21 protein-coding genes and 1 pseudogene are annotated in these 24,449 nt (G+C 69.9%); 21 read left to right on the top strand and 1 reads right to left on the bottom strand.

Annotated features, from left to right (window positions below; translation table 11 throughout):
• Positions 1-33: 33 nt before the first annotated feature.
• From BMX97_RS16865 to BMX97_RS16775, 20 genes and pseudogenes are all read left to right on the top strand, one after another.
• Positions 34-900, top strand: coding sequence for an isocitrate lyase/PEP mutase family protein (locus BMX97_RS16865; protein ID WP_091752493.1), 867 nt, complete (start codon positions 34-36; stop codon positions 898-900).
• A 12-nt stretch (positions 901-912) separates the two neighbouring features.
• Entirely contained in the window at positions 913-1,626 is a 714-nt protein-coding gene (locus BMX97_RS16860) for an isochorismatase family protein (RefSeq protein WP_091752491.1), read from the top strand.
• A 93-nt stretch (positions 1,627-1,719) separates the two neighbouring features.
• Positions 1,720-2,883 carry an ABC transporter substrate-binding protein gene (locus tag BMX97_RS16855; protein ID WP_091752489.1) on the top strand — a complete coding sequence of 388 codons (1,164 nt, stop codon included), beginning with the start codon at positions 1,720-1,722 and terminating at the stop codon, positions 2,881-2,883.
• 29 nt (positions 2,884-2,912) lie between these two features.
• A complete protein-coding gene (locus tag BMX97_RS16850; RefSeq protein WP_091752487.1) occupies positions 2,913-3,872 on the top strand; it encodes a branched-chain amino acid ABC transporter permease in 960 nt (319 codons plus the stop codon).
• Between the two features lie 3 nt (positions 3,873-3,875).
• On the top strand, positions 3,876-4,775 hold the full coding sequence (locus BMX97_RS16845; RefSeq protein ID WP_091752485.1) for a branched-chain amino acid ABC transporter permease: 900 nt from the start codon (positions 3,876-3,878) through the stop codon (positions 4,773-4,775).
• Positions 4,775-5,533 carry an ABC transporter ATP-binding protein gene (locus BMX97_RS16840; protein WP_091752483.1) on the top strand — a complete coding sequence of 253 codons (759 nt, stop codon included), beginning with the start codon at positions 4,775-4,777 and terminating at the stop codon, positions 5,531-5,533. The genes BMX97_RS16845 and BMX97_RS16840 overlap by 1 nt, the downstream gene beginning before the upstream one ends.
• 4 nt (positions 5,534-5,537) lie before the next feature.
• Positions 5,538-6,221, top strand: a complete 684-nt coding sequence (locus BMX97_RS16835; RefSeq protein ID WP_091752481.1) for an ABC transporter ATP-binding protein — start codon at positions 5,538-5,540, stop codon at positions 6,219-6,221.
• 3 nt (positions 6,222-6,224) lie between these two features.
• Positions 6,225-7,646 (top strand): MmgE/PrpD family protein, encoded by a 1,422-nt coding sequence (locus BMX97_RS16830; RefSeq protein ID WP_091752479.1) that lies wholly within the window; start codon positions 6,225-6,227, stop codon positions 7,644-7,646.
• Positions 7,643-9,013, top strand: coding sequence for an FAD-dependent oxidoreductase (locus tag BMX97_RS16825; protein WP_091752476.1), 1,371 nt, complete (start codon positions 7,643-7,645; stop codon positions 9,011-9,013). The genes BMX97_RS16830 and BMX97_RS16825 overlap by 4 nt, the downstream gene beginning before the upstream one ends.
• Positions 9,010-10,392 carry an MmgE/PrpD family protein gene (locus BMX97_RS16820; RefSeq protein WP_091752473.1) on the top strand — a complete coding sequence of 461 codons (1,383 nt, stop codon included), beginning with the start codon at positions 9,010-9,012 and terminating at the stop codon, positions 10,390-10,392. Before BMX97_RS16825 ends, BMX97_RS16820 begins: the two co-directional genes overlap by 4 nt.
• Positions 10,389-11,810 carry a dihydroorotase gene (locus BMX97_RS16815; RefSeq protein WP_091752470.1) on the top strand — a complete coding sequence of 474 codons (1,422 nt, stop codon included), beginning with the start codon at positions 10,389-10,391 and terminating at the stop codon, positions 11,808-11,810. The genes BMX97_RS16820 and BMX97_RS16815 overlap by 4 nt, the downstream gene beginning before the upstream one ends.
• 363 nt (positions 11,811-12,173) lie before the next feature.
• A pseudogene (locus tag BMX97_RS32125) lies at positions 12,174-12,354 on the top strand (hypothetical protein); the annotation flags it as partial.
• A 555-nt stretch (positions 12,355-12,909) separates the two neighbouring features.
• On the top strand, positions 12,910-13,857 hold the full coding sequence (locus BMX97_RS16810; protein WP_091752467.1) for a LysR family transcriptional regulator: 948 nt from the start codon (positions 12,910-12,912) through the stop codon (positions 13,855-13,857).
• Between the two features lie 104 nt (positions 13,858-13,961).
• Positions 13,962-15,086, top strand: a complete 1,125-nt coding sequence (locus tag BMX97_RS16805; RefSeq protein WP_091752465.1) for an ABC transporter ATP-binding protein — start codon at positions 13,962-13,964, stop codon at positions 15,084-15,086.
• Between the two features lie 32 nt (positions 15,087-15,118).
• Complete coding sequence (locus tag BMX97_RS16800) at positions 15,119-15,850, top strand: HAD-IA family hydrolase (protein WP_091752462.1); 732 nt, start codon at positions 15,119-15,121, stop codon at positions 15,848-15,850.
• Between the two features lie 2 nt (positions 15,851-15,852).
• Positions 15,853-17,154, top strand: coding sequence for an NAD(P)/FAD-dependent oxidoreductase (locus BMX97_RS16795; RefSeq protein WP_091752459.1), 1,302 nt, complete (start codon positions 15,853-15,855; stop codon positions 17,152-17,154).
• A gap of 33 nt (positions 17,155-17,187) precedes the next feature.
• Positions 17,188-18,228 carry an ABC transporter substrate-binding protein gene (locus BMX97_RS16790; RefSeq protein WP_091752456.1) on the top strand — a complete coding sequence of 347 codons (1,041 nt, stop codon included), beginning with the start codon at positions 17,188-17,190 and terminating at the stop codon, positions 18,226-18,228.
• Positions 18,229-18,468: 240 nt separating this feature from the next.
• Positions 18,469-19,338: an ABC transporter permease gene (locus BMX97_RS16785; RefSeq protein WP_091752453.1), complete on the top strand. Its 870-nt coding sequence runs from the start codon at positions 18,469-18,471 to the stop codon at positions 19,336-19,338.
• Positions 19,338-20,132 carry an ABC transporter permease gene (locus tag BMX97_RS16780; protein WP_091752450.1) on the top strand — a complete coding sequence of 265 codons (795 nt, stop codon included), beginning with the start codon at positions 19,338-19,340 and terminating at the stop codon, positions 20,130-20,132. Before BMX97_RS16785 ends, BMX97_RS16780 begins: the two co-directional genes overlap by 1 nt.
• The gene (locus BMX97_RS16775) at positions 20,129-21,850 is read left to right on the top strand and encodes a GMC family oxidoreductase (protein ID WP_091752447.1); all 1,722 of its coding nucleotides are present in this window, start codon (positions 20,129-20,131) and stop codon (positions 21,848-21,850) included. Before BMX97_RS16780 ends, BMX97_RS16775 begins: the two co-directional genes overlap by 4 nt.
• A 587-nt stretch (positions 21,851-22,437) precedes the next feature.
• Here the strand turns inward: BMX97_RS16775 and BMX97_RS16770 are convergent.
• A complete protein-coding gene (locus BMX97_RS16770; protein WP_177202258.1) occupies positions 22,438-23,217 on the bottom strand; it encodes a GntR family transcriptional regulator in 780 nt (259 codons plus the stop codon).
• A 184-nt stretch (positions 23,218-23,401) separates the two neighbouring features.
• Here BMX97_RS16770 and BMX97_RS16765 point away from each other — a divergent pair, with 184 nt between their 5' ends.
• A complete protein-coding gene (locus tag BMX97_RS16765) occupies positions 23,402-24,445 on the top strand; it encodes an ABC transporter substrate-binding protein (protein ID WP_091752440.1) in 1,044 nt (347 codons plus the stop codon).
• The last annotated feature ends 4 nt before the right edge of the window (positions 24,446-24,449 follow it).

The following is a 24,449-nucleotide window of genomic DNA, read 5'->3' as shown; positions in this document are numbered from 1 at the left end:
CCTTCCAGAAGCCTTCAAGGACCACGCCGAGCGATGCGAGCCACCCAGACCCTGAAATCGATCCTGGCGCGCCGCGAGGCGGTAAGCGTTCCCGGCGCCGCCAACGCGCTGTTCGCCCGCGTCATCGAGGATCTCGGCTACGAGGCGGTCTACGTGACGGGGGCCGGCGTCGCGAACATGCATCTCGGCGCGCCGGATATCGGGCTCACCACCGTCACCGAAGTGGCGGGCGCGGTCGCTGCGATAGCGGACGCCGTGAATCTGCCGATCATCGTCGATGCCGATACGGGCTTCGGCAACGCCGTCAACATGGTCCGCACCGTGCGCCTGCTCGAGCGATCGGGCGCCGCCGGCATCCAGATCGAGGACCAGGTCTTCCCCAAGAAGTGCGGCCACTTCACGGGCAAGGATGTCATCCCGGCCAGCGAGATGGTGCAGAAGGTCAAGGCTGCGGTCGATGCGCGGCGTGACGGCGACCTCCAGATCATCGCCCGCACCGACGCCCGGGCGATAGAAGACCTCGACCGGGCGATCGAGCGGGCGCGGGCCTACATCGAGGCGGGTGCCGACGCGACCTTCGTCGAGGCGCCGGTCTCCGCCGAGGAATTGGCGCGCATCGCCCGCGACCTTCCGGTGCCGCAGGTTGCCAACATCGTGTTCGGCGGGCGCACGCCCGATCCGGGCCGGCAGGCGCTCGCCGGGATGGGTTTCTCGATCGTCCTCTACGCCAACGCCGCCCTGCAGGCGGCACTCAAGGCATCGTTCGACGTGCTCGGCGCGCTCAAGCGCGACGGTTCGCTCGAGGCGGTGGCCGACCGGCTCGCGTCGTTCGAGGAGCGCCAACGGGCCGTCGACAAGGGGGCCTGGGACGCCCGCGAAGCCCGCTACCGGATCGCCTGAGCGAGATCACCGATGAGCAGCGAACACCCGAACCAGAAACTCACCCATTCAAAACCCTGGGACGGCCTGATCTCCGAGGAGGAGCAGCGGGCCTACAACGCCGCCGGCTTCGGCCGGACCACGGGCCTGGGACAACGCCCGGCACTCCTCGTGATCGACGTGCAGTACCGCACGACCGGCACGGCGCCGATGCCGTTCTGGCGGGCGATCGAGGAATATCCCACCTCCTGCGGAGACGTCGCCTGGGCGGCGGTAGCGCATATCGAGCGGCTGATCGGGCTGTTTCGCGAGCGCGGCTGGCCGGTCCTCTATCCCCTCGTCGCGCCGAAGGCCGGCTTCGATCAGGGCCGGCTGTCGGACAAGGTGCCGGCGATCATGAACGTCGCCGCCAAGGGCTACGAGTTCCCACCCCAGGTCGCGCCGCGGGACGGCGACATCCTGCTGCCGAAGAAGCATCCGAGCGCCTTCTTCGGCACGCCGCTCGCGAGCTACCTCATCAACCTCCAGGCCGACAGCCTGGTGGTCACGGGCTGCTCGACCAGCGGCTGCGTACGCGGCAGCGTCGTCGACGCCTTCGCGTACAATTTCCGGGTCCTGGTCCCGCACGATGCCGTCTACGACCGAAGCGCGACCTCGCACGCGGTCAACCTCTTCGACATGGCCTCGAAATATGCCGACGTGATGTCGACCGACGAGGCTCTGGACGCCCTGCGCGCCCTCGCCTGAGCCGCCCCCGGGACGTGTCCCGGGCGCGCCTCGCGCCCGGGTCGAGAGCCCCGACGAACCTTGCCGATGAACCCTGCAATCAGAGTGGGACCGATGAGAGCGCGCGCAGCAGCACCTTTGAGCCGCCGGGCCCTGGTGGCCGGCACCCTGGCGATGTCCCTCGGCCTTGCCGGGGCGGCGCGCGCCGAGGAGCCGCTTCGCTTCGGCATGGCGATGCCGCTCTCGGGCGGGCAGGCGACCTACGGCCAGGACCAGGTCAAGGCCGCCGAATGGGCAGTGGCGGAGATCAACGCCAAGGGCGGGGTCGCCGGCCGCAAGCTCGAGATGATCGTGCTCGACACCCGGGCGGATCCGCAGGCCGGCATCCAGGCCGCCAACCGGTTGATCTCGGTCGACAAGGTCCCGGCCTTCGTCAGCGCCTGGTCGGCGGTGGTCAAGGCGATCGCCCCGGTGGCGAACGACACCCGCACGGTGCAACTCTCGGTCGGTGCGAACTCGGCCGAGATCGCCCGACTTGGCGACTACACTTACACCACCTTCCCGCTCGCTGCCGTCGACATTACGGCGGTGGCGAACTACGCGGCCAAGGAGATGGGCAAGAAGCGGGCGGCGGTCCTCTACATCAACAACGAGACCGGAACGGTCGCGGCGCAGATCTACCGCGACGTCTTCAGCAAGGCCGGCGGTCAGGTGGTGGCCTACGAAGCATACGATCCGCGCGCCTCGGACTGGACCGGGCCGCTGCTCAAGGTCCGGGCGGCCCAGCCCGACATCGTCCACATCCAGGGACTCGTCGCCGACACGCCGCAGGTCATCGCCCAGATGCGCCAGCTCGGCCTGACGATGCCGGTCTCGTCCTACTCTGCGGTCTACAACCCGAAGCTGATCGAGCAGCTCGGCAAGGCCTCCGAGGGCGTCATCGCCACCTCGCTCGCCCCCGGCGCTGCCGACGACCCGGCGGTCGCCGCCTATCTGGCGCGCTGGAAAAAAGAAGTCGGTCGTGAGCCGAACGGCCTGCCCTACACCCAGTACCTCTACGACGCGCCCTACCTCGTCGCTGCCGTCTACTCCAGCCTGATCGACAAGAAGATGCCGCTCACCGGCGAAAATTTCCGAAAGGAAATGCTGGCGATTCGCACCTTCGACCTGCCGCTCACCGGCAAGCTGACGATCAACGACGATCATACGGTGAACAAGACCGTCTACCTGATGGAAGTGAAGAACGGCGCCTGGGTCAAGAAGGCGGTGGTCGAATAGGGCGCGGGACGCAAGCGGGAGGCGACACCATGCTGACCTTCGACATCCTCGCGCAGGTGCTGTGGACGTCGCTCGCGACCTCCGCGCCGCTGGTGCTGTTCGCGGTCGCCTTCGCTCTGGTGCTGAAGGTCAACCGCATCTTCAACTTCGCCCAGGCCGGCGTGATGACGGTGGCGTTCTACGCTGCCCACTCCGCCGTCTCGATGGCGGGCCTGCCCGGCTGGGTCGGCTGCCCGCTCGCGCTCGCGGCTTCCGCGGGAGCGAGCGCGCTCCTTGAGCGGGTCGGGTTCCGACCGCTGCGGCGGCGGCGCGCGACGCCGATGTTCATCTTCATCTTCACCCTGATCGTGTCCGAGCTGATCGCCTACCTGGCGATGCTCGTGTTCGGCACGTGGCCGACCACGGTGTTCCCGTCGCTGTTCTGGCCTGTGACGCTGGTCGGCAACGTGGCGATCAGCGCCTGGGACGGTCCGGCAATCGGGGCGATGCTCGTCTCGCTCGCGCTCCTCTTCACCTATCTTCGCCGCGCCCGGACCGGCCGATTCATGATCGCGGTCGCCGACAACCCCGATCTCGCCGAGCTTTACGGCATCGAGAAGGACCGGGTTTATCTCGCCACCGTGGTGATCGCCGGCCTTCTCGTCGGCGTCGGCATGTGCCTCTACGGCGCCCGCGCCCAGGTCCAGCCGACGACCTCGATCGAGCTGATGCTGTTTGCCGTCGCGGCCACCATCATCGGCGGTATCGGCAACCTGTACGGCGCGGCCCTCACCGCGGTGGCGCTCGGGGTCGTGCAGAACGCCAGCGTGCTGTTCATCCCGGCCGAGTGGCAGGGCTTCCTGCTCTACGTCTTCCTGTTCCTCGCCATCGTGTTCCTGCCGAACGGCATCCGCCTGCCGGAGCGCAAGCGCGGCTTGGCACGCCGGGTCGCCAGTGTCGATCTCGGCGATCCCGCTCCCGATCCGGCGCCTGCCCGCAGAGAGGCGTAAGCCATGGACTACCTGATCACCCTCGCGATCCTGATCGGGTTGAGCGTCGCGCTCGCCTCGAGCTTCAACCTGATCATCGGCTATGCCGGCCTGGTCTCGATCGCCCATCCGGTCTTCTACGCCATCGGCGCCTACGTCTCGGCGCTGCTCGCCCGCGACCTCGGCCTGCCGGTGCCGCTCGCGATGCTGTGCGGGGCGCTCGCCGCGGCGGCGGCCTCCGCCGCGGTCGCGCTGCCGTCCTTGCGGGTCTCGGGCGACTACCTGCTGATCGCCTCGATCGGCTTCCAGCTCGGGGTGCTCGAGGCCATCAAGAACGTCTCCGTCACAGGCGGCGCGGGCGGGCTCACCAACATCCCGGCCTTCCTGGTCCAGGACGGCGGCAAGGGCGCCTACGCGGCCCTGGTCATCGCCTTCGCGGGCCTCACGGTATGGCTCAACTGGCGCATCGCCCACGGGCCGTACGGCCGCGCCCTCTCGGCGATGCGCGACGACGAGACCGCCTTCGCGGGCTTGGGCCGCAACGCGGTCGCCATGAAGGTCGCGGTCTTCGCGTTCGGCTCCGGCATCGCCGGCCTCGCGGGCGCCCTCTACGCTCATTACTTCCGCTTCGTCACGCCCGAGCAGTTCGAGATCCTGCAATCGGCGGCACTCCTGACCATGGTGGTGGTCGGCGGCGTGCGCACCACCTGGGGCCCGGTGCTGGGCGCGGTGCTGCTCCAGGCGCTGCCGCAGGCCATCACCTTCGTCGACCTGCCGCCCGCCATCCTCGGGCCGCTCCAGGGACTGCTGTTCACCGGCCTCGTCCTCGTCTTCATGGTCCTGCGGCCGCAGGGACTGATCGCGGCGGGCGAAGCCTGGCATCCGGCGAAGAAGTATTCCGCCAAGACCCGGGGAGACGCGTGATGACCCCGGTCCTCGAGATCGCCGGCCTCGACAAGCGTTTCGGCGGCATCGTGGTCGCGGACGGCATCGACCTGACCCTCAATCCAGGCCGGGTGGTCGGGCTGATCGGGCCGAACGGCGCCGGCAAGACCTCGCTGTTCAACCTGATCTCCGGGGTGTTCCCCTCCGACGCCGGCACGATCCGGCTCGACGGGCAGCGCCTCGACGGACTGGCGATGCACCGCCGGGCGTCGCTCGGCCTCGCACGCACCTGGCAGAACCTGCGGTTGTTTCCGTCGCTGTCGGTGCTCGACAACCTGATGGTCGGCCCGCGCCGCTACCTCGGCGACCGTCTCCTGCGCCTCGCCCTCGATCCGTCAGGGGTCCGGGCGCAGGAGGCGGGGACGCGACGGCGGGCCGAGGAGGTGCTGGAGCGCACACGTCTCTCGGGCGTCGCCGCGACTCCGGCGGCCGACCTGACATTCGGCCAGCAGAAGCTCGTCGGCGTCGCCCGCGCGCTGATGAACGACGCCCGCTGCCTGCTCCTCGACGAGCCGATGGCCGGCGTCGAGGGTCAGGCCTACGAGATCATGCAGCAGGTGGTGCGCGAGGTCGCCGAAGGGGGCGTCGCGGTCTGCGTCGTCGAGCACAACGTCGCGTTCATTCGCGACCTCTGCGACGAGGGCGTGTTCATGTTCGCCGGCAAGGTCCTGGCCCGCGGGCCGGTCGCCGACCTGATCGCCGATCCCCGTCTCACCGAACTGTATTTCGGGACCTGATCCGATGCTGGAGATCCGCTCGCTCTCGGCCGGTTACGGCACGCTCACTGCCCTCGACGCCGTCTCGGCCCGGTTGGAGCCGGGCAGCCGGCTCGGCGTCTTCGGCCATAACGGCGCCGGCAAGACGACGCTGCTGCGCTGCATCGTCGGCGCCCACGCCGCCCATGCCGGCGAGGTCGTCTTCGACGGCAAGCCGGTGCTGCCCGGCAATGTCCCGGCCACGATCCGGCGCGGCATCGCCTTCGTGCCGCAGGGCCACAACGTCTTCCCCAACCTGACCGTGGCGGACAACCTCGCCACGGCGGGTCTCCTGTTCGACGGCAAATTCGCCGGCGAGGTGCTGAAGATCTTTCCGCTGCTCGAGGAGCGTCGCGGTCAGCGCGCCGGCTCGCTCTCAGGCGGCGAGCAGCAGATGCTGGCGCTCGGCATGGCCCTGATGACCCAGCCGAAATGGCTGCTCCTCGACGAGCCGTCCACGGGCCTTGCGCCGGTGATCGTGCGCAACGTGATGAGCCAACTCGCCAAGGTCAACGGGGCCTTCGGCACCGGGCTCATCATCGTCGAGCAGAACGTGCCGGCGACCCTGAAGGTCGTCGAGCACGGCCTGATCCTGAAGTCCGGCCGAACCGTGTTCTCGGGCGAGGCCGCGACGCTCGCGGCCAAGCCCGACCTCTGGGAGTGGTTCTAGACCATGGCACCCGATTCCGATCCCGCCCAGCGTGCCCGCAGCGCCGACGCCGTGCGGTCGCTGATGGCCTGGGCTGCCGCGTACTCCCACGAGGCGTTGCCCGGGACCGTCCGCGGCCGTGCTGCGCTGGTCCTCGCCGACGATCTCGGGGCGATGGTGGCCGCCGCCGGCGAGCCGGCGGTGGCGCGGATGCGCGCCGTGCTGGCGCGATCCTCGGGCCGCGCCGAGGCGACGGTGTTCGCCCCCGGCAGCCCGCCCCTCGACCGGGCCTCGGCGGCAGCTGCCAACGGCCTCGCGGCGACCTGGTGCGAACTCGACGAGGGCTATCGCGGCGCGCCCTGCCACGCCGGGGCCTACATCCTGCCGGCGCTGCTGGCCGAGGCCGAGGCCGAGGGGGCGAGCGTCGCGCGAGTGCTGGAGGCGCTGGCGCTGGCCTACGAGATCACCGTGCGATGCGCCCGCGCGTTTCCGTTCGCCACCATGACGGTCCACCCGCACGCCGCCTTCGCGACGATCGGGGCGGCGGCCGGCATCGGGCTCCTGCGCGGCTTCTCCGGCAAGCTCCTCCTCGACGCGGTGTCGGCCGCCGCCAGCATGACCTTCGCCGGCCCCTACGGTCACGCGATCGAGGGTGCGCTGGTGCGCAACGCCTGGACCTCGGCGGGCGCCTGGATCGGCCTGCGCGCCGCCGACGGGGCCGAGGCCGGGATCGCCGGCCTGCCCGAGACCTTCCATGACGTCTTCGTCGGCGGCCTCGGCACGGCCTGCCTGCCGGAGGCCCTGACGGACGGCCTCGGCACCGACTGGGCGATCCATGGCGGCTACCACAAGGTCTTCGCCTGCTGCCAGTACGCCCACGGAGCGATCGAGGCATCCCTATCGCTGCGGGCGCAGGTCGCCGGCGGCGACGGGGCGGTCGATCCGGTCCCGGAGATCGACGAGATCCTGGTCGAGACCCATCCCCGCGGCCTCACGCTCACCACCGTCGAGCCGGCGACCGTGCTGGCGGCGAAGTTCTCGATGCCGCACGCGCTCGCCGCGGCCGCGGTGACCGGGACGGGCGGGCAGGGGGCCTTCGACGAAGCCACGCTGCACGAGCCGCGGATCGCGGATTTGCGCCGCCGGGTCCGGCTGGCGCCCCTGCCCGAGATCGGCCCGCCGCCGAACGACCGGCCCTCGCGGGTGACCTGGCGCCTGCGCGACGGGACCGCCTTGAGCGCGCTCTGCGAGAGCGCCCGCGGCGGTGCCGATCAGCCCTTCGACACCGACACGATGCTGGCCAAGCTCGCTGAGACCAGCCGCGCGTACCCCCGGATGGCTGCCGTCCTCGAACGGATCGTGCGCAGGGCCGAGGACGACGAGCGGGATTTGCAGAGACCGTGGCGGGATTGCGTGACCGAGATGACGGGCGGGGTGGCACGGTGAGCGACGAACTCGACATCCTGGTGATCGGCGCCGGGGCCTGCGGCCTCGCGGCGGCCATCGCCGCGCACGATGCCGGAGCGAGCGTGGCGGTGATCGAGAAGCAGGAGCGGCCCGGCGGCAATTCCTCGCTCTCGACCGGCTCGGTGCCGGCGGCGGGCAGCCGTTTTCAGCAAGAGGCGGGCATCGCGGACGAGCCGGCCCGCATGGTCGCCGACCTGATGGCGATCGCGGGCGGCGAGACCGACGACCGTGCCCTGGTCGAGCGCCTCGCGAGCGTCTCGGCCGAGACCGTGGATTGGCTCGTCGACACGGTGGAGGCGAAGCTCACCCTCATCACCGCCTACAAGCATATCGGGCACTCGGTGCCGCGCCTGCACGCCCCGGTCTCGCGGCGCGGACAGGACCTCGTCGACGACCTCGTGGCGGCAGCCGAGCGGCGCGGAATTCCGATCGCGGTCGGCAACGGCGCCCGCGCGCTGATCGTCGAGGACGGGATCGTGTGCGGCGCCCTCGTCGAGGCCGCCGGCGAGACGGTCGAGATCCGGGCCGGCAAGACGATCCTCGCCCTCAACGGCTTTGCGGCGAACCCGGAGCTGGTCCGGCGCTTCTGCCCCGAGATCGCCGGGGCGGAGTACTTCGGGGCCCGCGGTTCCACCGGCGAGGCGGTTTTGTGGGGCGAGCAGCTCGGAGCGGCGCTCGCCAACATGGCGGCCTACCAGGGCTACGCCGCCGTCGCCTATCCGCAGGGCAGCCTCCTGTCCTGGACCACCGTGGAGAAGGGCGGGATCATCGTCGGCGACGATGCCCGCCGGTTCGGGGACGAGAGCCTCGGCTATTCCGGCTATGCCCGCGAGGTTCTGGCACGGGGAGGGCGCGCCTACGCGGTGTTTGACCAGAAAATCTTCGACGTCGCCTCCGCCGAAGAGGAGTTCATGGAGCTCTGGAACTACGGCGGCCTCAAGCGCGGCGACACTGCCGAGGAGATCGCCCGACCCTTCGGACTCGATCCGCAGGTGCTCGCCGGGGAGATCGCTCAGCGCAACGCAGCGGCGGCCGGGACCGTGCCCGACCCGCACGGACGGCGGGATTTCGGCCTCGGTCCCCTGGCGCCACCCTACTATATCGGCCGCGTCGTGCCCGGGCTGTTCCACACCCAGGGCGGGCTGCGGGTCGATGCCGACGCACGCGTGCTGCGCCCGGATGGAGCCCCGGTGCCCAACCTCTTCGCCGGCGGCGGCGCGGCGGCCGGGATCAGCGGCCGGGCCGGCGCGCTCGGCTACGCCTCCGGCAACGGGCTCCTGTCGGCGATCGCGCTCGGACGCCTCGCGGCGCTCGCCGCCGCCCGCGAACTCGGGAGCACGCCGTGACGCTCGCCCGCGACCTCGTCCAGCGCGTCCGGGCGGTCTCCCGCGACGGCCTGCCGCCGGAGGTGGCGGCCACCGCGCGCCTCCACCTCCTCGACGCGATCGGGGTCGGTCTCGCCTCGGCGGGCTCGGAGGCCGGTGCGCCCTACCGGCGCTACGCCGCGGGGCTCGGGCCGGGGAGCGCCAGCCTGATCGGGATCCCCGGCCGTGTCGCGCCGGCCGCGGCGGCCCTCGTCAACGGCGGCCTGATGCACGGGCTCGAGTTCGACGACACCCATACCGGCTCGATCGTCCACGGCTCGGCCGTGCTCGCTCCCGCGGCTCTCGCCGCCGCCCAGGCCGCAGGCGTTTCTGGAGCGGCGCTGACCACGGCCTATGCCGTCGGCTGGGAGGTGCTGGTCCGCATCGGCCTCGCCGCGCCCGGGGCTTTCCAGGCCCGGGGCTTCCAGGTCACCTCGGTCGGCGGCGCCCTGGTGGCGGCTCTCGTCGCGGCGGAACTTACTGGCCTCACCGAGGACGAGACGGTGGCGGCCATGGGGATCGGGCTCAGCGGCGCGTCCGGCGTGTTCGAGTTCCTCACCAACGGCGCCACTGTCAAGTCACTGCATCCCGGGCTTGCCGCCCAAGCCGGTCTGAGTGCCGCTGACCTGGCGCGGGCCGGCCTTACCGGGCCGGAGACCGCCTTCGAGGGGCGCTGCGGGCTGTTTTCGGCCTTCGCCGGGGACGCGCGCCTCGCCGGGGCGTTCGCGGCCGCCCTCGACGGGCTCGGCACGGAGTGGCACCTGCCGCAGGCGGCGTTCAAGTTCCACCCCTGCTGCCACTACCTGCACCCCTTCATCGAGGCCGCCGGAATCCTGGCCGAGCGGGGCGTGGAGCCCGACGACGTCGCCGCGCTGACCTGCCGGGTGCCTCCAGGCGCGGCACCGATCATCTGCGAGCCCTGGGGCGCTAAGCAGGCCCCCGCCAGCGGGCACGCCGCGCGCTGGAGCCTGCCGGTCGCGGTAGCGGCGCGCCTCCTCGAGGGCCGGGTCGATCTCGCGACCTTCGAGGCGCCGGCGAGCGCGGCGGTGCTGACGCTCGCCCGCCGCATCGCCTGGGAGCCGCTCGCCGGCGCCCGCTTCCCCCAGGTCTTCGAAGCCGAGATCGTCGCCGAGACCCGCGATGGTGCCCGGCACGAGATCCGGGTCGACGACGTCTACGGCAATGCCGGACGGCCTGCCGGCGACGACGCGGTACGATCGAAATACCGCCGCAACGCCGTCCGCAGCCTCGCGCCGGAAGGCATCGCGTCCCTGGAGGCCGCCATCGACTCGCTCGCCGAAGCCCCGCGCATCGACGCCCTCACCCTGTCCTTGTCCCACTCCGTCCGGAGCGACGCATGAGCACGGAATACGACCTCCTCATCCGCGGCGGCAATGCCGTCCTGCCGGGGCATGGGCGCACCGCGTGCGACATCGCCGTCCGCGACGGCCGCATCTCCGCGATCCTCGCCCCCGGCGCGCCGGCCTCGGCCGCGACCGCGCTCGACGCCCGCGGCCTCGTCGTCCTGCCCGGCGCCATCGACGTTCACCTCCATCTCGGCCACGGCCGCGACATCGCCCGGCCGCGCGTGCCGGCGGATGCCGCGCAGGAGAGCGCGGCGGCGGCCGTCGGCGGCATCACCTGCTTCATCCCGTACCTGATGACGAGCGACCCCTTCGCGAGCGTGCTGCCGGAGGTGATCGGGGTCACCGAGGCCGGATCGCGGATCGATTTCGGCTATCACCCGATCATCTCGACCGAGGCGCAGCTCGCCGAGGTCGAGGCCTGCGCCCGGGACCACGGCGCGCCGACCTTCAAGATCTTCATGAACAACCGCGGCGGGGAGGGGGCCCGCCTCGGCCTGCCGGACATCGACGACGGCTTCCTCCTGCGCCTATGCGAGGCGGCCGCCCGGGCCGGCGGCATGGTCTGCCCGCACCCAGAGACGATCGAGCTCGCCTGGGTCACCCGCGAGCGCGCCAAGGCCGCGGACCCGGACGGCACCGGGGGGCTGGCCACCTGGAACGCCAGCCGGCCGCCCTTCGTCGAGGCCGACGCGGTGCAACGCGCCGGCTTCATCGCCCGCACCGCCGGCGCGCCGCTCTACGTCGTGCACACCTCCTCGGGCGAAGCCCTGGCGGCGGGCCTGCGCCAGCGCGAGGCGGGCGCGCAGCTCTTCCTCGAGACCTGCCCGCACTACCTGACCCACGATATCGGCTGGGACGGGGGCGAGACCGGCGGGAGCGACACGGCCAAGATCAATCCCCCCTTGCGCGAGGCCTCCGACCGTGAGGCCCTGTGGGCCGGCATCCTGTCGGGGGCCATCGACACCGTGGCGACCGACCACGTCCATCGCGGCCTCGACGCCAAGGCCGGCGGCATCTGGTCAGCCTCGCCGGGCTGCCCCGGCCTCGAGACCCTGTTGCCGGTTTTGCTCACAGAGGGCTATCACGCCCGTGGCCTCGACCTCCCCCGGGTGGTCGACCTCGTCTCGACCCGTCCAGCGCAGATCATGGGGCTTGCTCATCGAAAGGGAGCGATCGTGCCGGGCCTCGACGCCGATTTCGCCCTCGTCGACCTCGACGCCGACTGGACCCTCACACGTGGGGACGTCCGCTCGAGCGCCGGTTACTCGATCTATGAGGGCCGGCGGTTCCGGGGACGCGTGCTCCACACGGTCGTGCGCGGCCGGATAGTGCTGCAAGACCGTGCGCTTCGGGACGAAGCCGTCGGCACCGGCCGCTACGTTTCGCGACGGCTTGCTGCCGCTTCTGCCTGAACGAAGTGAAGGTGAATCCAAGTGATCGTGGCAACGGCTGAGCGCAGGGCGGTTGCGAGGGCAGGTCGGCGGGTTTCGAAGCAGTGCCTGCGAGATAAGCTTCGGTCACCGGGGCGTCTCGGGGTCGGTTCATGCGCGCCGCAACGGGCTCTAGGGCACTTCACGATCGCGTTGCAATTGCGAAGCGCTCTCGGTTTTTGATTTTGCCGCATTTTCGTCGACGAACCGGCATCCACTTCGTCGGAAAATGCTCCAAGCAGATTTCGCCGAAGCGGTTACCGGTTCGGCGCCGAAAATCTGCGACAAAACAAGAACCTAAGCGGGCGAAGCGTTGGCCTGCCAACGCAAGTCTGCTGAGGCGATCGCCGTCGCAGCCTGTGGCGCTCCTTCGAGGCGATGGAGTGTGCCAACCTTGGAATGGGTCGACTGGTACAACCATCGCCGCCAGCTCGCACCGATCGGCAACGTCCCTCCCGCGGAGACCGAAGCGCTCTGTTCGGCCCCACGTCGGCGACCACGCCCTGGCCGCCTGACACAGGACTAATACCTTCGAAAAACCCTGAGCGGGTCAGTGCGGCGTCCTTGCTGCCGGCACAGTACGGCGGTGCTGAAGTTATGCTGATCAGCCTCGTGTAGCGAGATTATATCTTGCATCGCACGCAGGAGATGTCGGTACGAAAGATCTCAACCGACGAAATCTATCGCATTTGACATTAGAGAAGCTGGTTCGATGGGCCTCTGCTGGCGAGTCGCACTATTGCTGGATCGGTCGAGGCAAGCCAGAAGGCGGCCAAGGGGGGCATCTGGTCGATATGGGGCGGTGGGTTGATCGCCAGGCAGAGGCCGCGCGGAAGGAGGGCCGGCAGCTCTGTGGTGCCTCCTCCATGGAAGGCCGCCGCATCGGCGGCAGGGCCGACAGCCAGGCCCTGAGATCCGAACGCAGGATGATCGTCGAGCGTCCGAGCCTGGATGCTTGCAAGCGGCAGCTCTCTTCCATCATGACCCGTAGTGGACCTAGCCGTGGTTCGAGGTAGCCCGCCGTCCGGGCTGGCGACGTCGTCGCGATCAGAGCGTGATAGCGCGACCTGAGCATACGATCATGAACCCCCTCCGACGCATGCTACCCTCCAACCATGCTCTGTTCGTGTTCGAGGCGGTCGCGCGGAACATGAGCTTCACCCGGGCGGCAGCCGAGCTGAACGTGACCCAGCCGGCGGTCAGCAAGGCGATGGCGCAGCTCGAACGTCACCTCGGCGTGCGCCTCGTCGACCGCTCGGGCGACGGCCTCGCCCTCACGGAGGACGGTGCGATCCTTCATCGCCGAGTGGCGGACGGCTTCCGCGGTATCGAGGCGGCGTTGCGCGAGATCGACATCCGCCGCACCGGCATCGACACGGTTACGCTCTCCCTGTCCTCGGCTTTCACGACCCATTGGCTGATGCCGCGCATCAACACCCTGCAGGAGGCGTTCCCGTCGGTCGATTTCCGCTTCCAGCTCATTCCCGGGGCGCTCGCCGGCCCGGTCGATGCCGTCGATCTCGGCATGCGCTTCGTCGAGGGACCCGACCTCGACCACGAGGCTCTGTTCCTGATGAACGAAGTGATGCTGCCGGTCTGCAGCCCCGCCTACCTGGCGGGTCGGGACGCCGATGGCAGCCGCACCACCTTCGTGAACCTTTCAGCCACCTCGCCGATGTGGAGCGGTGGAGTCGATCCGGGGCCGGACTGGAACGGCTCGCGCGCCTCGCTCAACTTCTCGGATTATGCGGTGGTGCTCCAGGCCGCTCTGCTGGGCCAGGGCGTTGCGCTGGGCTGGGCCAGCGTGGTCTCGCACTGGCTGGCGACCGGCGACCTCGTACCGGCCGCCGCCCGCCTCACCCGCACCGCGCGGATGTGCCAGCTCATCCACCTGCGCTCGCGGCCGCTGCGTCGGTCCGTCGCCGCCGTGCGCGACTGGATCGTCGCCGAAATGCGGGCCGACGTCGCGAAGGTCGACCGGCTCTATCCCGAGCTCGGCATGGGCCGGGCCTGCTTCGATGCGCCATAACCTGGAGTTATGGGCGTGCAGATTTTTTCGACATTGAACCCGAGCGCCGCTTTTGTGAGCTTTCCGTCGGTCGACAGCACCGGACGCGAAGGCGGTACCCCACGATGGCGGCAGCGGGATCGAATTCGGGCGTGAGCGGCGGACCGCTCGCCGGCGGCAGCGTCGGGGTATCGATCCGCAACGCCACCCGGCGCTACGGCGCCTTCACGGCCCTCGATGACGTCTCGCTCGACGTCGCGCCGGGCGAGTTCCTCTCGCTCCTCGGCCCCTCGGGCTCGGGCAAGACCACGCTGCTCGGGATCCTGGGCGGCTTCATCGTTCCCTCCTCCGGCAGCGTGCATTTCGGCGGTACCGACGTCACGTTCACGCCGCCGCACAAGCGCGACATCGGCGTGGTGTTCCAGAACTACGCCCTGTTCCCGCACTTGAGCGTGGCCGAGAACGTCGCCTTCCCGCTGCGGGCACGGCGCGAGCCGAAGGCCTCCTGGGGGCCTCGCGTCGCGGAGGCCCTCGCGATGGTCGAACTGTCCGGCTACGAGAATCGGGCGATCTCGCAGCTCTCCGGCGGCCAGCGCCAGCGCGTGGCGCTCGCCCGCGCCATCGTGTTCCGGCCGCGGCTGATCCTGATGGACGAGCCGCTCTCCGCCCTCGACAAGCACCTGCGCGAGACGATGCAGATCGAGCTGCGTCGCCTGCACCGGCAGCTCGCAGCCACCATCATCTACGTCACCCACGATCAGCGCGAGGCGCTGACGATGAGCGACCGCATCGCCATCCTGCGCGGCGGGCGCCTCGCCCAGGTCGATACGCCCGAGCGCCTGCACGACCGGCCGATGAGTGCCTTCGTGGCGAGCTTCATCGGCGAATCGACCCTGGTGCCGGTGACCCGCGCCGGCACCGATACCGTGGCGCTCGGATCCACTCCCTTGCGCAGCGCCCGGCCCCTGCCGGCGGGCGAGGCCCTGCTGCTCGCGATCCAGACCGAGAAGCTGATCGTGGCCGGCGACGCAACCTGCGACGGCTACAACCGCCTGGAAGGGCGCGTCACGGACGTCGTGTACCAGGGCGAGAGCCTGCGGGTGTTCGTCGCCCTCGATGGCGGGCCCGAGATCTCCCTGCGCCAGCCGGCCCACCATGCCGGGCGCCTGGCGATTCCCGCCCCCGGCGGCGCGATCACCGCGCTCCTCCACCCGCAGGACACGATCGTCGTCCCGGCGGAGCCCGCCTGACCCTCCCCACCTCGATCCTGGAAGGTAAACCAATGTCTGCTCCCTCCCTCGATACGTTCAAGGTCCTCACTTTCGATGTCGTCGGCACCCTGATCGACTTCGAGAAGGGCATTCTCGACCACCTGCGCACCGTGTCCGGTCGCAGCCAGGCCGAGTTGAGCGACGCGACGATCTTCGCCTCGTACCTCAAGGGCCGCGAGCTGAACTACGAGCGCTCGAGCGAGGTGTTCGCCGACGTTTATCGTCACGTCGCCAAGGACCTCGGCTTCCCGAACACGGACGCCGATGCCGACGCGTTCCAGCTCTCTGTGCTGCGCTGGCCGGCCTTCTCGGATTCGGTGGCGGCGCTGAAGCGCCTGCGCAAGCATTACCGCCTTGTTGCGATGACCAATGCCGACCGCTCGGCCTTCTCGTTCTATTCCCACACTCTCGGGAACCCGTTCCACGACGGCGTCACCTACGACGATACCGGCGTCGCCAAGCCCAATCCGCAATTCTTCGCGTTCAACCGCGGCCGCCAATCGGCTCTCGGCTACAAGCAGAGCGATATTCTCCACGTCGCCCAGAGCCAGTACCACGACATCGGCATCGCCCGGGACCTCGGCTACACCGTCTGCTGGATCGAGCGTCGCCAAGGCCTCGAAGGGTTCGGCGGCACGCCCGAGCCCGAGCGGCTGACGACGCCCGACTACCACTTCCCGACGCTGGAAAAGCTCGCAGACGCCGCCGACGCGGCTTTCGCCATCGCTCGGCAGGCGGCCTGACCATGGAGGCCTTCCCGAAGCCTCCGGCCGCCTCGCTCTGGGCCGCCGGCGCCGTGCCGGCCGGGCGCTTCGGGCCGCTCGATCGCGACGTCCAGGCGGATGTCGCGATCGTCGGCGGCGGCTATACCGGCCTCTCGGCCGCCCTGGCGCTGGCCGAGCGGGGGGAGCGGGCGTTGGTGCTGGAGGCCAATGCGATCGGCTGGGGCGCCAGCGGGCGCAACGGCGGCGTCGTCTCGGCAAAGTTCCGCCCGTCGTTCCAGGCGATCGCGAGCCGGCACGGGCTCGGCGTCGCCAAGCGCATGCACGCCATCTCCTACGATTCGGTCGAGACCCTGGAGCGGCTGATCGCCGAGCACGGCATCGCAGACGCCAATTACACCCGGGTCGGCCAACTCAAATGCGCCCACACGTCCGCCACCCTGGCGGCGGCGGTCGCCGACATGGAGTGGATGCGGCGGGAGATGGGCGACACCTCCGTCTCAGTCCTGTCGCGCGAGGCAGTCGCGGAGGAGACCGGCTCGCAAGATTTCGTCGGCGGCGTGCTCTCGGCGAAGGCCGGGGGGCTGCACCCGCTCAACTATGCCCGCGGCCTCGCCCGGGCAGCGTCGGCCAAGGGCATCGCGATCCACGAGGCGAGCCCGGCCTTGCGCTTCCACCGAGAGGCCGGCGCTATCCGGATCGAGACGCCGGGCGGCTCGGTACGGGCGCGCCAGGTGATCGTGGCGACGAACGGCTACACCGATCTCACCAGCGCGGCCGCGCCGTTGCGCACCCGCCTGATCCCGTTCCGCAGCGCGATCCTCGCCACCGAGCCCCTGTCGGACAACCTGCGCGCCGTGCTCCTGCCGAGCCGGCGGATCTACGTCGAGACGCGGCGGATGATGCGCTGGTTCCGCATGGTCGATGGCCGGATGGTGTTCGGCGGCCGCGGTGCTTTCGGGCGCTCCGATTCCGAGGCCGCCTTCGCCACCCTGCACCGGGCCATGGTGCGCACCTTCCCGGCTCTGGCCGACACAGCCGTCGCCCATCGCTGGTCGGGCCTCGTCGGGATGACCCTCGACGCCCTGCCGCATGTCGGCCGGCTCGACGACCGGGTCAGCTTCGCCATGGGCTACAACGGCGCCGGGGTCGCGATGTCGAGCCACCTCGGAGGCATGGCGGCCGCGTTCGCCCTCGGCGAGAGCCCGGACGTGGCCTTGCTCGGCGCCGGCGGCTTCCAGCCCGTCCCCTTCTACGGCTTGCGCGAGCCGGTGATCCGGCTCGTCGCGGGCTGGTACCAGTTCTTGGACACGATCGGCCGCTAGGGCGCGGCTTGTTCAACCAGAGGAGAAGTCGAGATGGCGTCGCTCATCAGAACCACCGTCCTGGCCTGCCTCCTCGGCACGGTCGCTCCGGCTCTCGCTGCCGAGCAGATCACCTTCGTGTCGCAAGGCGGCGCCTATCAGCAGGCCCAGACGAAGGCGATCCTGGACCCAGCCGCCAAGGCGCTCGGCATCACCATCAACCAGGACAGCGCCCCCGACGCCTGGCCGGTGATCCGCACGCAAGGCGCGACCGGCAAGCCGACCTGGGACGTTGTTGACACCCCGACCCAGGATTGCGTGCGCGGCGGCAAAGCAGGCCTGATCGAGAAGCTCGACTTCTCGAAAATCCCGAACGCCGCTGCTATTCCAGCAGCTTACAAGACCGATTACTCGGTGCCGTACGAGTTCTATTCGAGCGTGCTCGCCTACAACAAGAGTAAGTACGGCAAGAATCCGCCGCAGAGCTGGGCTGATTTCTGGGACGTGAAGAAGTTCCCGGGCGCCCGGGCCCTGCGCAACCATCCCTTCGCCACCTTGGAAGCCGCTCTGATGGCCGACGGCGTAGCGCCTGACAAGCTCTACCCCCTCGACGTCGACCGTGCCTTCCGCAAGCTCGAGGAGATCAAGCCGCATATCTCGGTTTGGTGGACCTCCGGCGGCCAGTCGGCCCTGCTGATCCAGGGCGGCGAGGTCGACATGGAGATGATCTGGAACGGTCGTGTGTCGGCGGTGATGGAAGCCGGGGCGGATGCGGACTACACCTACAACCAGGGCATACTCCAGAACACCTCGCTCTGCATCCTGAAGAACGCCCCGAACCTCGCCAACGCGGTGAAGTTCGTGAACCAGGCGATCGACCCGAAGCTCCAGGCCAACCTGCCGCTCAACATCCCCTACGGCCCCGGAAATCCTGCGGCCTTCGACACCGGCATCATCCCGGCGTCCCTCGCGATCAAGCTGCCGAGCGCGCCCGAGAACGCGAAGAAGCAGGCGGTGCTCTCTGCCGAGTGGTGGACTTCGGAGGCCGGCGACGCCGCGCTCAAGCGCTGGGCGGAGTTCGTGCAGAGGAAGTGAGCGCGACGCGCAACCTCTCCCCCTTCCGGGGCAGGGCGGCGAGCGTAGACGCCCCGGGGGAGGGGGCGATGCTACCGGAGAGATCGCGTACTTCATGACGTGCGACGACCGGATCGGTATCGCGCTGCTCCTCTCCCGTCCTCCCTTTGGCCGGACATCCTGCCCGGCAAAAGGGGGCGTAGCGGCCCGCTCGCCGTCCTCATCTTCGTCCCACCGACCATCCGTCCCGGACCACGCGCCATGACCCACCCCAGCGCCGCCCTGCGGCGGCATGAGCGGCGCGAGCAGCTGCTCGTGCTCGCGCTTCTCGCCCCCGCCCTCGCGGTGGTCGCGGCGCTCCTCGTGGTGCCGCTCGCCTGGCTCGCCGTGCAATCGGTCACCACCGACGGCGCGTTCACCCTGGAGCACTACCGGCGCTTCCTCACCGAGGACATCTACTGGCGCAGCTTCCTGCTCACCTTCCGCATCGCCCTCACCGTCACCGGGCTGGCCGTGCTCCTCGGTTATCCAGTCGCCTACGCGGCAGCGACCTTGCCGCGGCGCTGGAGCGTCATGGTCCTCGGCTTGGTGATCCTGCCGTTCTGGACCAGCGTGCTGGTGCGCGCCTATGCGTGGATGGTGCTTCTGCAGCGCCGCGGCCTGGTGAACGGGATGCTCCAGGGCCTCGGTCTTACGGATCAGCCGATCGCGCTCATCAACAACGAGTTCGGGACGGTGCTGGCCACCCTGCACATCCTGCTGCCGTTCATGGTGCTGCCGCTCTACGCCACGATGCAACGCATCCCCCGCGACCTGATGCTGGCCGGCGCGAGCCTCGGCGGCGGTCCCCTCCACGTCTTCCTTCGGGTCTTCCTCCCGCTGTCGATGCCGGGCGTCGTCGCCGGCACGGTGCTGGTCTTCGTGCTGGCGCTCGGCTTCTACATCACGCCGGAACTGCTGGGCGGCGGGCGCACCTTCATGGTGTCGATGCTGGTGAGCCGCAACGTGGAGATCTACAACCAGTGGGGCGCGGCGAGCGCCATCGGGGTCGTGCTGCTCGTAGCGGTCGCCGCCCTGTTCTGGCTCGCCTCCCGGGTGGTTCCCCTCGAGCGCATCATGGGAGCGCGCTGATGCCGGCCTCGGTTGCCCCCCGCCTCGCCCTCGGCATCCTCGTCGCGCTGGTCTTGCTTTTCCTGGTACTGCCGATCCTGATCGTGGTGCCGATGTCGTTCTCGAACGCCCGCTTCCTCACCTTCCCGCCGCCGGGCTATTCTTTCCGCTGGTACGAGGCGTTCTTCGGCAACCCGTCCTGGATGCAGGCGGCGCGGGTCAGCCTCGGGGTCGCCTTGGCGACCGCGCTCGGGGCAACCCTGATCGGGACCGCGGCGGCCTACGCTCTCAGCATGAGCGGTGCTCGCCTCGCCCGCAGCCTGACCGTGATCCTACTCCTGCCGCTGGTCGTGCCGATCGTGATCACGGCGATCGGGGTGTTCTTCGTCTTCGCCAAGACCGGGCTGCTCGCGACGCTGCCGGGCTTGGTGCTCGCCAACGTGATGCTGGCCACGCCCTACGTCGTCACCGCGGTGCTGGCGGGCCTGCGCGGCTTCGACCCGGCTCAGGAGATGGTGGCGCGCAGCCTCGGCATGAATCGCCTGCGCGCCTTTCTCACCGTCACCCTACCGCAGATCCGCCCGAGCGTGGTCTCCGGCGCGCTGTTCGCCTTCATCTCGGCCCTCGACGAGACCGTGGTGGCGATCTTCATCGCCGGCGGCGAGAACCAGACCCTGACGAAGCGGATGTTCACGGCGCTCCGCGACGAGATCGATCCGACCATCGCGGCGATCTCCTCGCTCCTCACCGCCGCCTCGCTGATCGTGGTGGTGCTGGCGAGCCTGAGCGCCCGCAAGTCGTCCATCAGTTCATGACCGCGATCCTGATCATCGGCGGCGGCTCAGCGGGCTGCGTGCTGGCCGCGCGGCTCTCGGAAGACCCGTCGTTCCGCGTGACACTGCTGGAGGCGGGCGACGACTTGACCGCCGCCGCGATGCCGCCGGAGATCCGCAGCCGCTATCCCGGCCGGGCCTATCTCGATCCGCGCAACATCTGGCCGGCTCTGACTGCCCGGATGGGCGCGCCTGCCGGCAACCGGCCGGAGGCGCCGGCCCCGCGGCGCTACGAGCAGGCGCGCCGCCTCGGCGGCGGCTCGGCGATCAACGCCATGATGGCCAATCGCGGCGCGCCCGGCGACTACGACGAATGGGGCGCGCTCGGCGCCGAGGGCTGGTCATGGGCGGCCTGCCTGCCCTACTTCCGCAAGCTCGAGGCCGACCGAGACTGCACCGGGGAGCTGCATGGTAGGGACGGGCCCCTTCCGATCCGCCGCGCCAAACCCGAACAACTCTCCCCCTTCGTCGCCGCCGCGATGCGGGCGCTCGAAACGCAAGGTTACCCTGGCGGGTTCGACCAGAACGGGCCCTGGCGCGACGGGGTCTATGTCGGCACGACCGCGATCTCGGATGCAGGCGAGCGGGTGCCGGTCTCGGTGGCCTATCTGACGCCGGCGGTGCGGGCGCGAGAGAACCTGATCGTGCGCACCGGACTCCTCGCTGACCGCGTCCTGTTCGAGGGGAGGCGGGCGGTCGGCGCCACGGTGGCGCCCCTGGCCGGCGGTCCGTCCGAAACGATTCTCGCCGACCACATCGTGGCGGCAGCGGGCGCGATCCACAGCCCGGCCCTCCTCATGCGTAGCGGCGTCGGACCCGGGGCAATCCTTCGCCGGCATGGCATCCCTGTCGTCGCCGATCGGCCGGGCATCGGCCGCAATCTGATGGAGCACCCCTCTATCGCCGTCTCGACCTACCTGCCCCGCGCCGGCCGGGTCCGCGACCAAGACGAGCACCACGAGCAGGCGATCCTGCGCTACTCCTCGGGCCTGCCCGGCACGCCGGAGGGCGACATGCACGGCGCGATCCTGTCGCGGACGGGCTGGCACAGCTTGGGCCAACGGATCGGCGGGATCTTCTTCTGGGTCAACAAGTCGTATTCGCGCGGCGAGGTCAGCCTCGCCGCGCCCGATCCGAGGACCGAGCCGCAGGTCGATTTCCGCATGCTGTCCGATCCGCGCGATCTCGCTCGCTTGACGGACGCCGTCCGCCGTGGCGCCCGCGCCCTGCGCGACCCCTCCCTGGCGGGGATCCGCGGGCCCGTCTTCCCGGCGAGCTATTCGCCCCGGGTCGCACGGGCTGCGGCGGCGAAGCCCTGGCCAGCGGTGCAGCGCGGGATCCTGTCGTGTCTTCTCGATCTTGCCGGCCCCGCCCAAGCGACGCTGATCCACGGCCTCGTCACCCGGGGGGTCACCCTCGACCGCCTGCTCGCCGACGAGCGGGCACTATCGGCCTACGTGGCTGCTGAGGTCGGTGGAACCTGGCATCCGTCCGGCACCTGCCGCATGGGGGCGGCCGACGATCCGTTGAGCGTTTGCGACGGGCGTGCCCGGGTGCGCGGCATCGATGCCTTGAGCGTCTGCGACGCCTCCCTGATGCCGACGATCCCGCGGGCCAACACCAACATCCCCACCGTGATGATGGCCGAGCGAATCGCCGACCTGATCCGGCAGGATGCCGCCGCAACGCGTCGCACCTAGGCAGACTTGCGTTGGCAGGCCAACGCTTCGCCCGCTTAGATCCTTGTCTTGTCGCAGATTTTCGGCGCCGAACCGGCAACTACTTCGGCGAAATCTGCTTAAAGCATCGCCCGATCAGGCTGAACCGTAGCGATCTGTCCGGTATCCGGCTGCATTGAGGTAGTTGCGACATTCCTGTGGGGCGAAGGCCGCGAAGTCTTGGCGGATCGCATCATGCAGGTCTTCGACCGTTCGCGCGGCCGCGGTGCACAGTTGGGATTGGGATTGCCCCGGATCGGTTGGTCAGGCACGAGGCAACGTGCCTTCACAGCAGGAGTGTCTCGTTCCGTGACAGCTACACCACGCCCTGGGATACGACCGCCAGGTTGAAGGCCAGGTCAACCGCCTCAAGCTGATCAAACGCAGCATGTATGGTCGCGCCAAGTTCGACCCGCTCCGCCAGCGCGTGCAGCGTGCAGCGTGCAGCGTGCAGCGTGCAGCGTGAACCGAGACACCCGGAGCTTGGCTGGACAAGGACCCGTCAGCACCGAAAGTGCGGATGAACCGCTGTTCCACGCCTAATCACACCATAGAGAAACGTGACGCGGTCAGGCTGCACCGCGGGCCGGCGCCGCCGCGGGCTCGGTCCTGGCCCGCCAAGCGGCGAGCGCCTCGAGCAGCACCTCATCGAGGGCAGGCGGCACCGTTTCGCAGACTCGCGGGCGCAGCCGCGTCTCGACGAGGGACAGGTGGGTCGTCATCGCCCGCACCGCTCCCGCCCGCGAGCGTCCGCTGAGCGCCCGGAACACCGCCCGGTGTTCGGCGCACTGGCAAGCCACCGAGCTGTCCGGCTCGAAGAACGCCACCAGCATCATCGTGCGGGCGACCAGTTCCTGCATCTGGCGCCGGATCAGCACATTGCCGGTGAGATCAGCCAGGATGGAGTGGAATTCCGCCGACAGGCGGATCGAGGTGAAGCGGTCGCCCGCCGCCATTGCGGCGTCCTCTGCGGCGAGGTGGGCGGCGAGCCGCGCCGCGCCGGCATCGTCGAGCGCCGTCGCGAGATGGCCGACGATGCCGCCCTCCAGGATGCGCCGCGCCTCGTAGACCATGCGCGCCTCCTCCAGGTCGGGGGCGATGGCGAAGGCGCCGCGGTTCTTCTCGACGGTGATCAGCCGCTCGTGCCCGAGCCGGTGCAGCACCTTGCGCACACGCTCGCGGCTCACCCCGAAGATCTCGGCCAGGAAGTGCTCGCCGAGCTTCGTCCCGGCCGGAACCCGCCCGTCGAGCAACACCCGCGCCAGCACCGCGTGGACCGCCGCCTCGTCCATCTCGGCCTGCGCCGCCTCGCCGTTCGACGGAACGGCACGCACCGCCTTCCAGTCCATCAAGCCTCTCCCGACCCCGCATCGGCCCTGGCCCGAGATAAGGCCGGGCGCGCCGCCGCCCAAGCCCATTCATGCCGTCCGACGCTCCAAGATTGTGCACAATTGCGCTGAGTTTGTGCTTCATTGTTGGGGCGTTCAGCCGTACCCCTGGGACGTCGTCCGCTACGTCCGGAGGGTTCCCGCCATGCCGTCCTTCTCCCCCGATCGTCGTTCGGTGCTGCGCGGGGCGGCGACGCTCGGTGCCCTGGTGGCGGCGCCCAGCATCCTGCGGGCGCAGACCCGCGAACTCGTCGTCGGCGGAGCCGCCGGCCACAAGGCCTGGGTCGAGGAGATCGTCGTCCCAGCCTTCGAGAAGCAGCATGGCGCCAGGGTGATCTTCGAGGGCACGCGTTCGCTGGTGAACCTCGAGAAGATGCAGAAGAACCGCGACCGGCCCTACATGTCGGTGGTCCAGATGGACGACCCGGTGATGATCCTGGCGGTCAAGGAAGGACTGCTCGATCCCCTGACGCCGGCGAAGGTGCCGAACCTCGCCGCCCTCGTCCCCGGCACCGTTCATATGGACGGGATGTGGGCGAACTACCTCCAGCCCTGGCTCGGGATCGCCTACAACACCGAGGCGATGCGCCAAGCCCCGACCTCCTGGGCCGACCCCTACGATCCCAAGTACAAGGGCAGGGTGATCCTCCCCTCGCTGCAGAACACGGAAGGGCTGCCCAACCTCTTCGTCGCGGCAGCCCTCGCGACAGGCCGGTCGCTCGACGCCGCACAACGGGAGGTCGAGCCGGGCTTCCGCAGGCTCGCGACGCTCAAGCCGAACCTGCTGACGGTCTACACGCAGCAGCCCCAGGCCTACAACCTGCTGGAGCAGGGCGAGGCCTGGATGATCTCGTCCGCGATGTCGTCCTACGCCCTGGAGCGCAAGGCCGCCGGCGCCCCGATCGACCTCGCGGCGCCGAAAGAGGGCGTGTTCGCGATGCCGTCGGGCGTCGCCGTCGTGAAGGGCTGCCCTCAGGCGGATCTCGCCTTCGCCTACGTCGACATGCTGCTCGGGGCCGAGCTGCAGCAGCGCCTCGTCGGCCCGACCTTCTCGTTGCCGACGAACCGCGCGGTGCCGCGCCCGGCGGGCCTGCCCACCGATCTCGTGGTGCACCAGATCGACTGGGCCGCCGTCGCCCGCGAGCGCGACGGCTGGATCAAGCGCTGGGACCGCGAGATGGCGATCTGAGGCG

It is taken from the genome of Methylobacterium sp. ap11 (assembly GCF_900110515.1).
GTDB classification, from domain to species: domain Bacteria; phylum Pseudomonadota; class Alphaproteobacteria; order Rhizobiales; family Beijerinckiaceae; genus Methylobacterium; species Methylobacterium ajmalii.
Note: the sequence above shows the minus strand (reverse complement) of the source record. Positions and strands in the feature narration are given on the sequence as shown.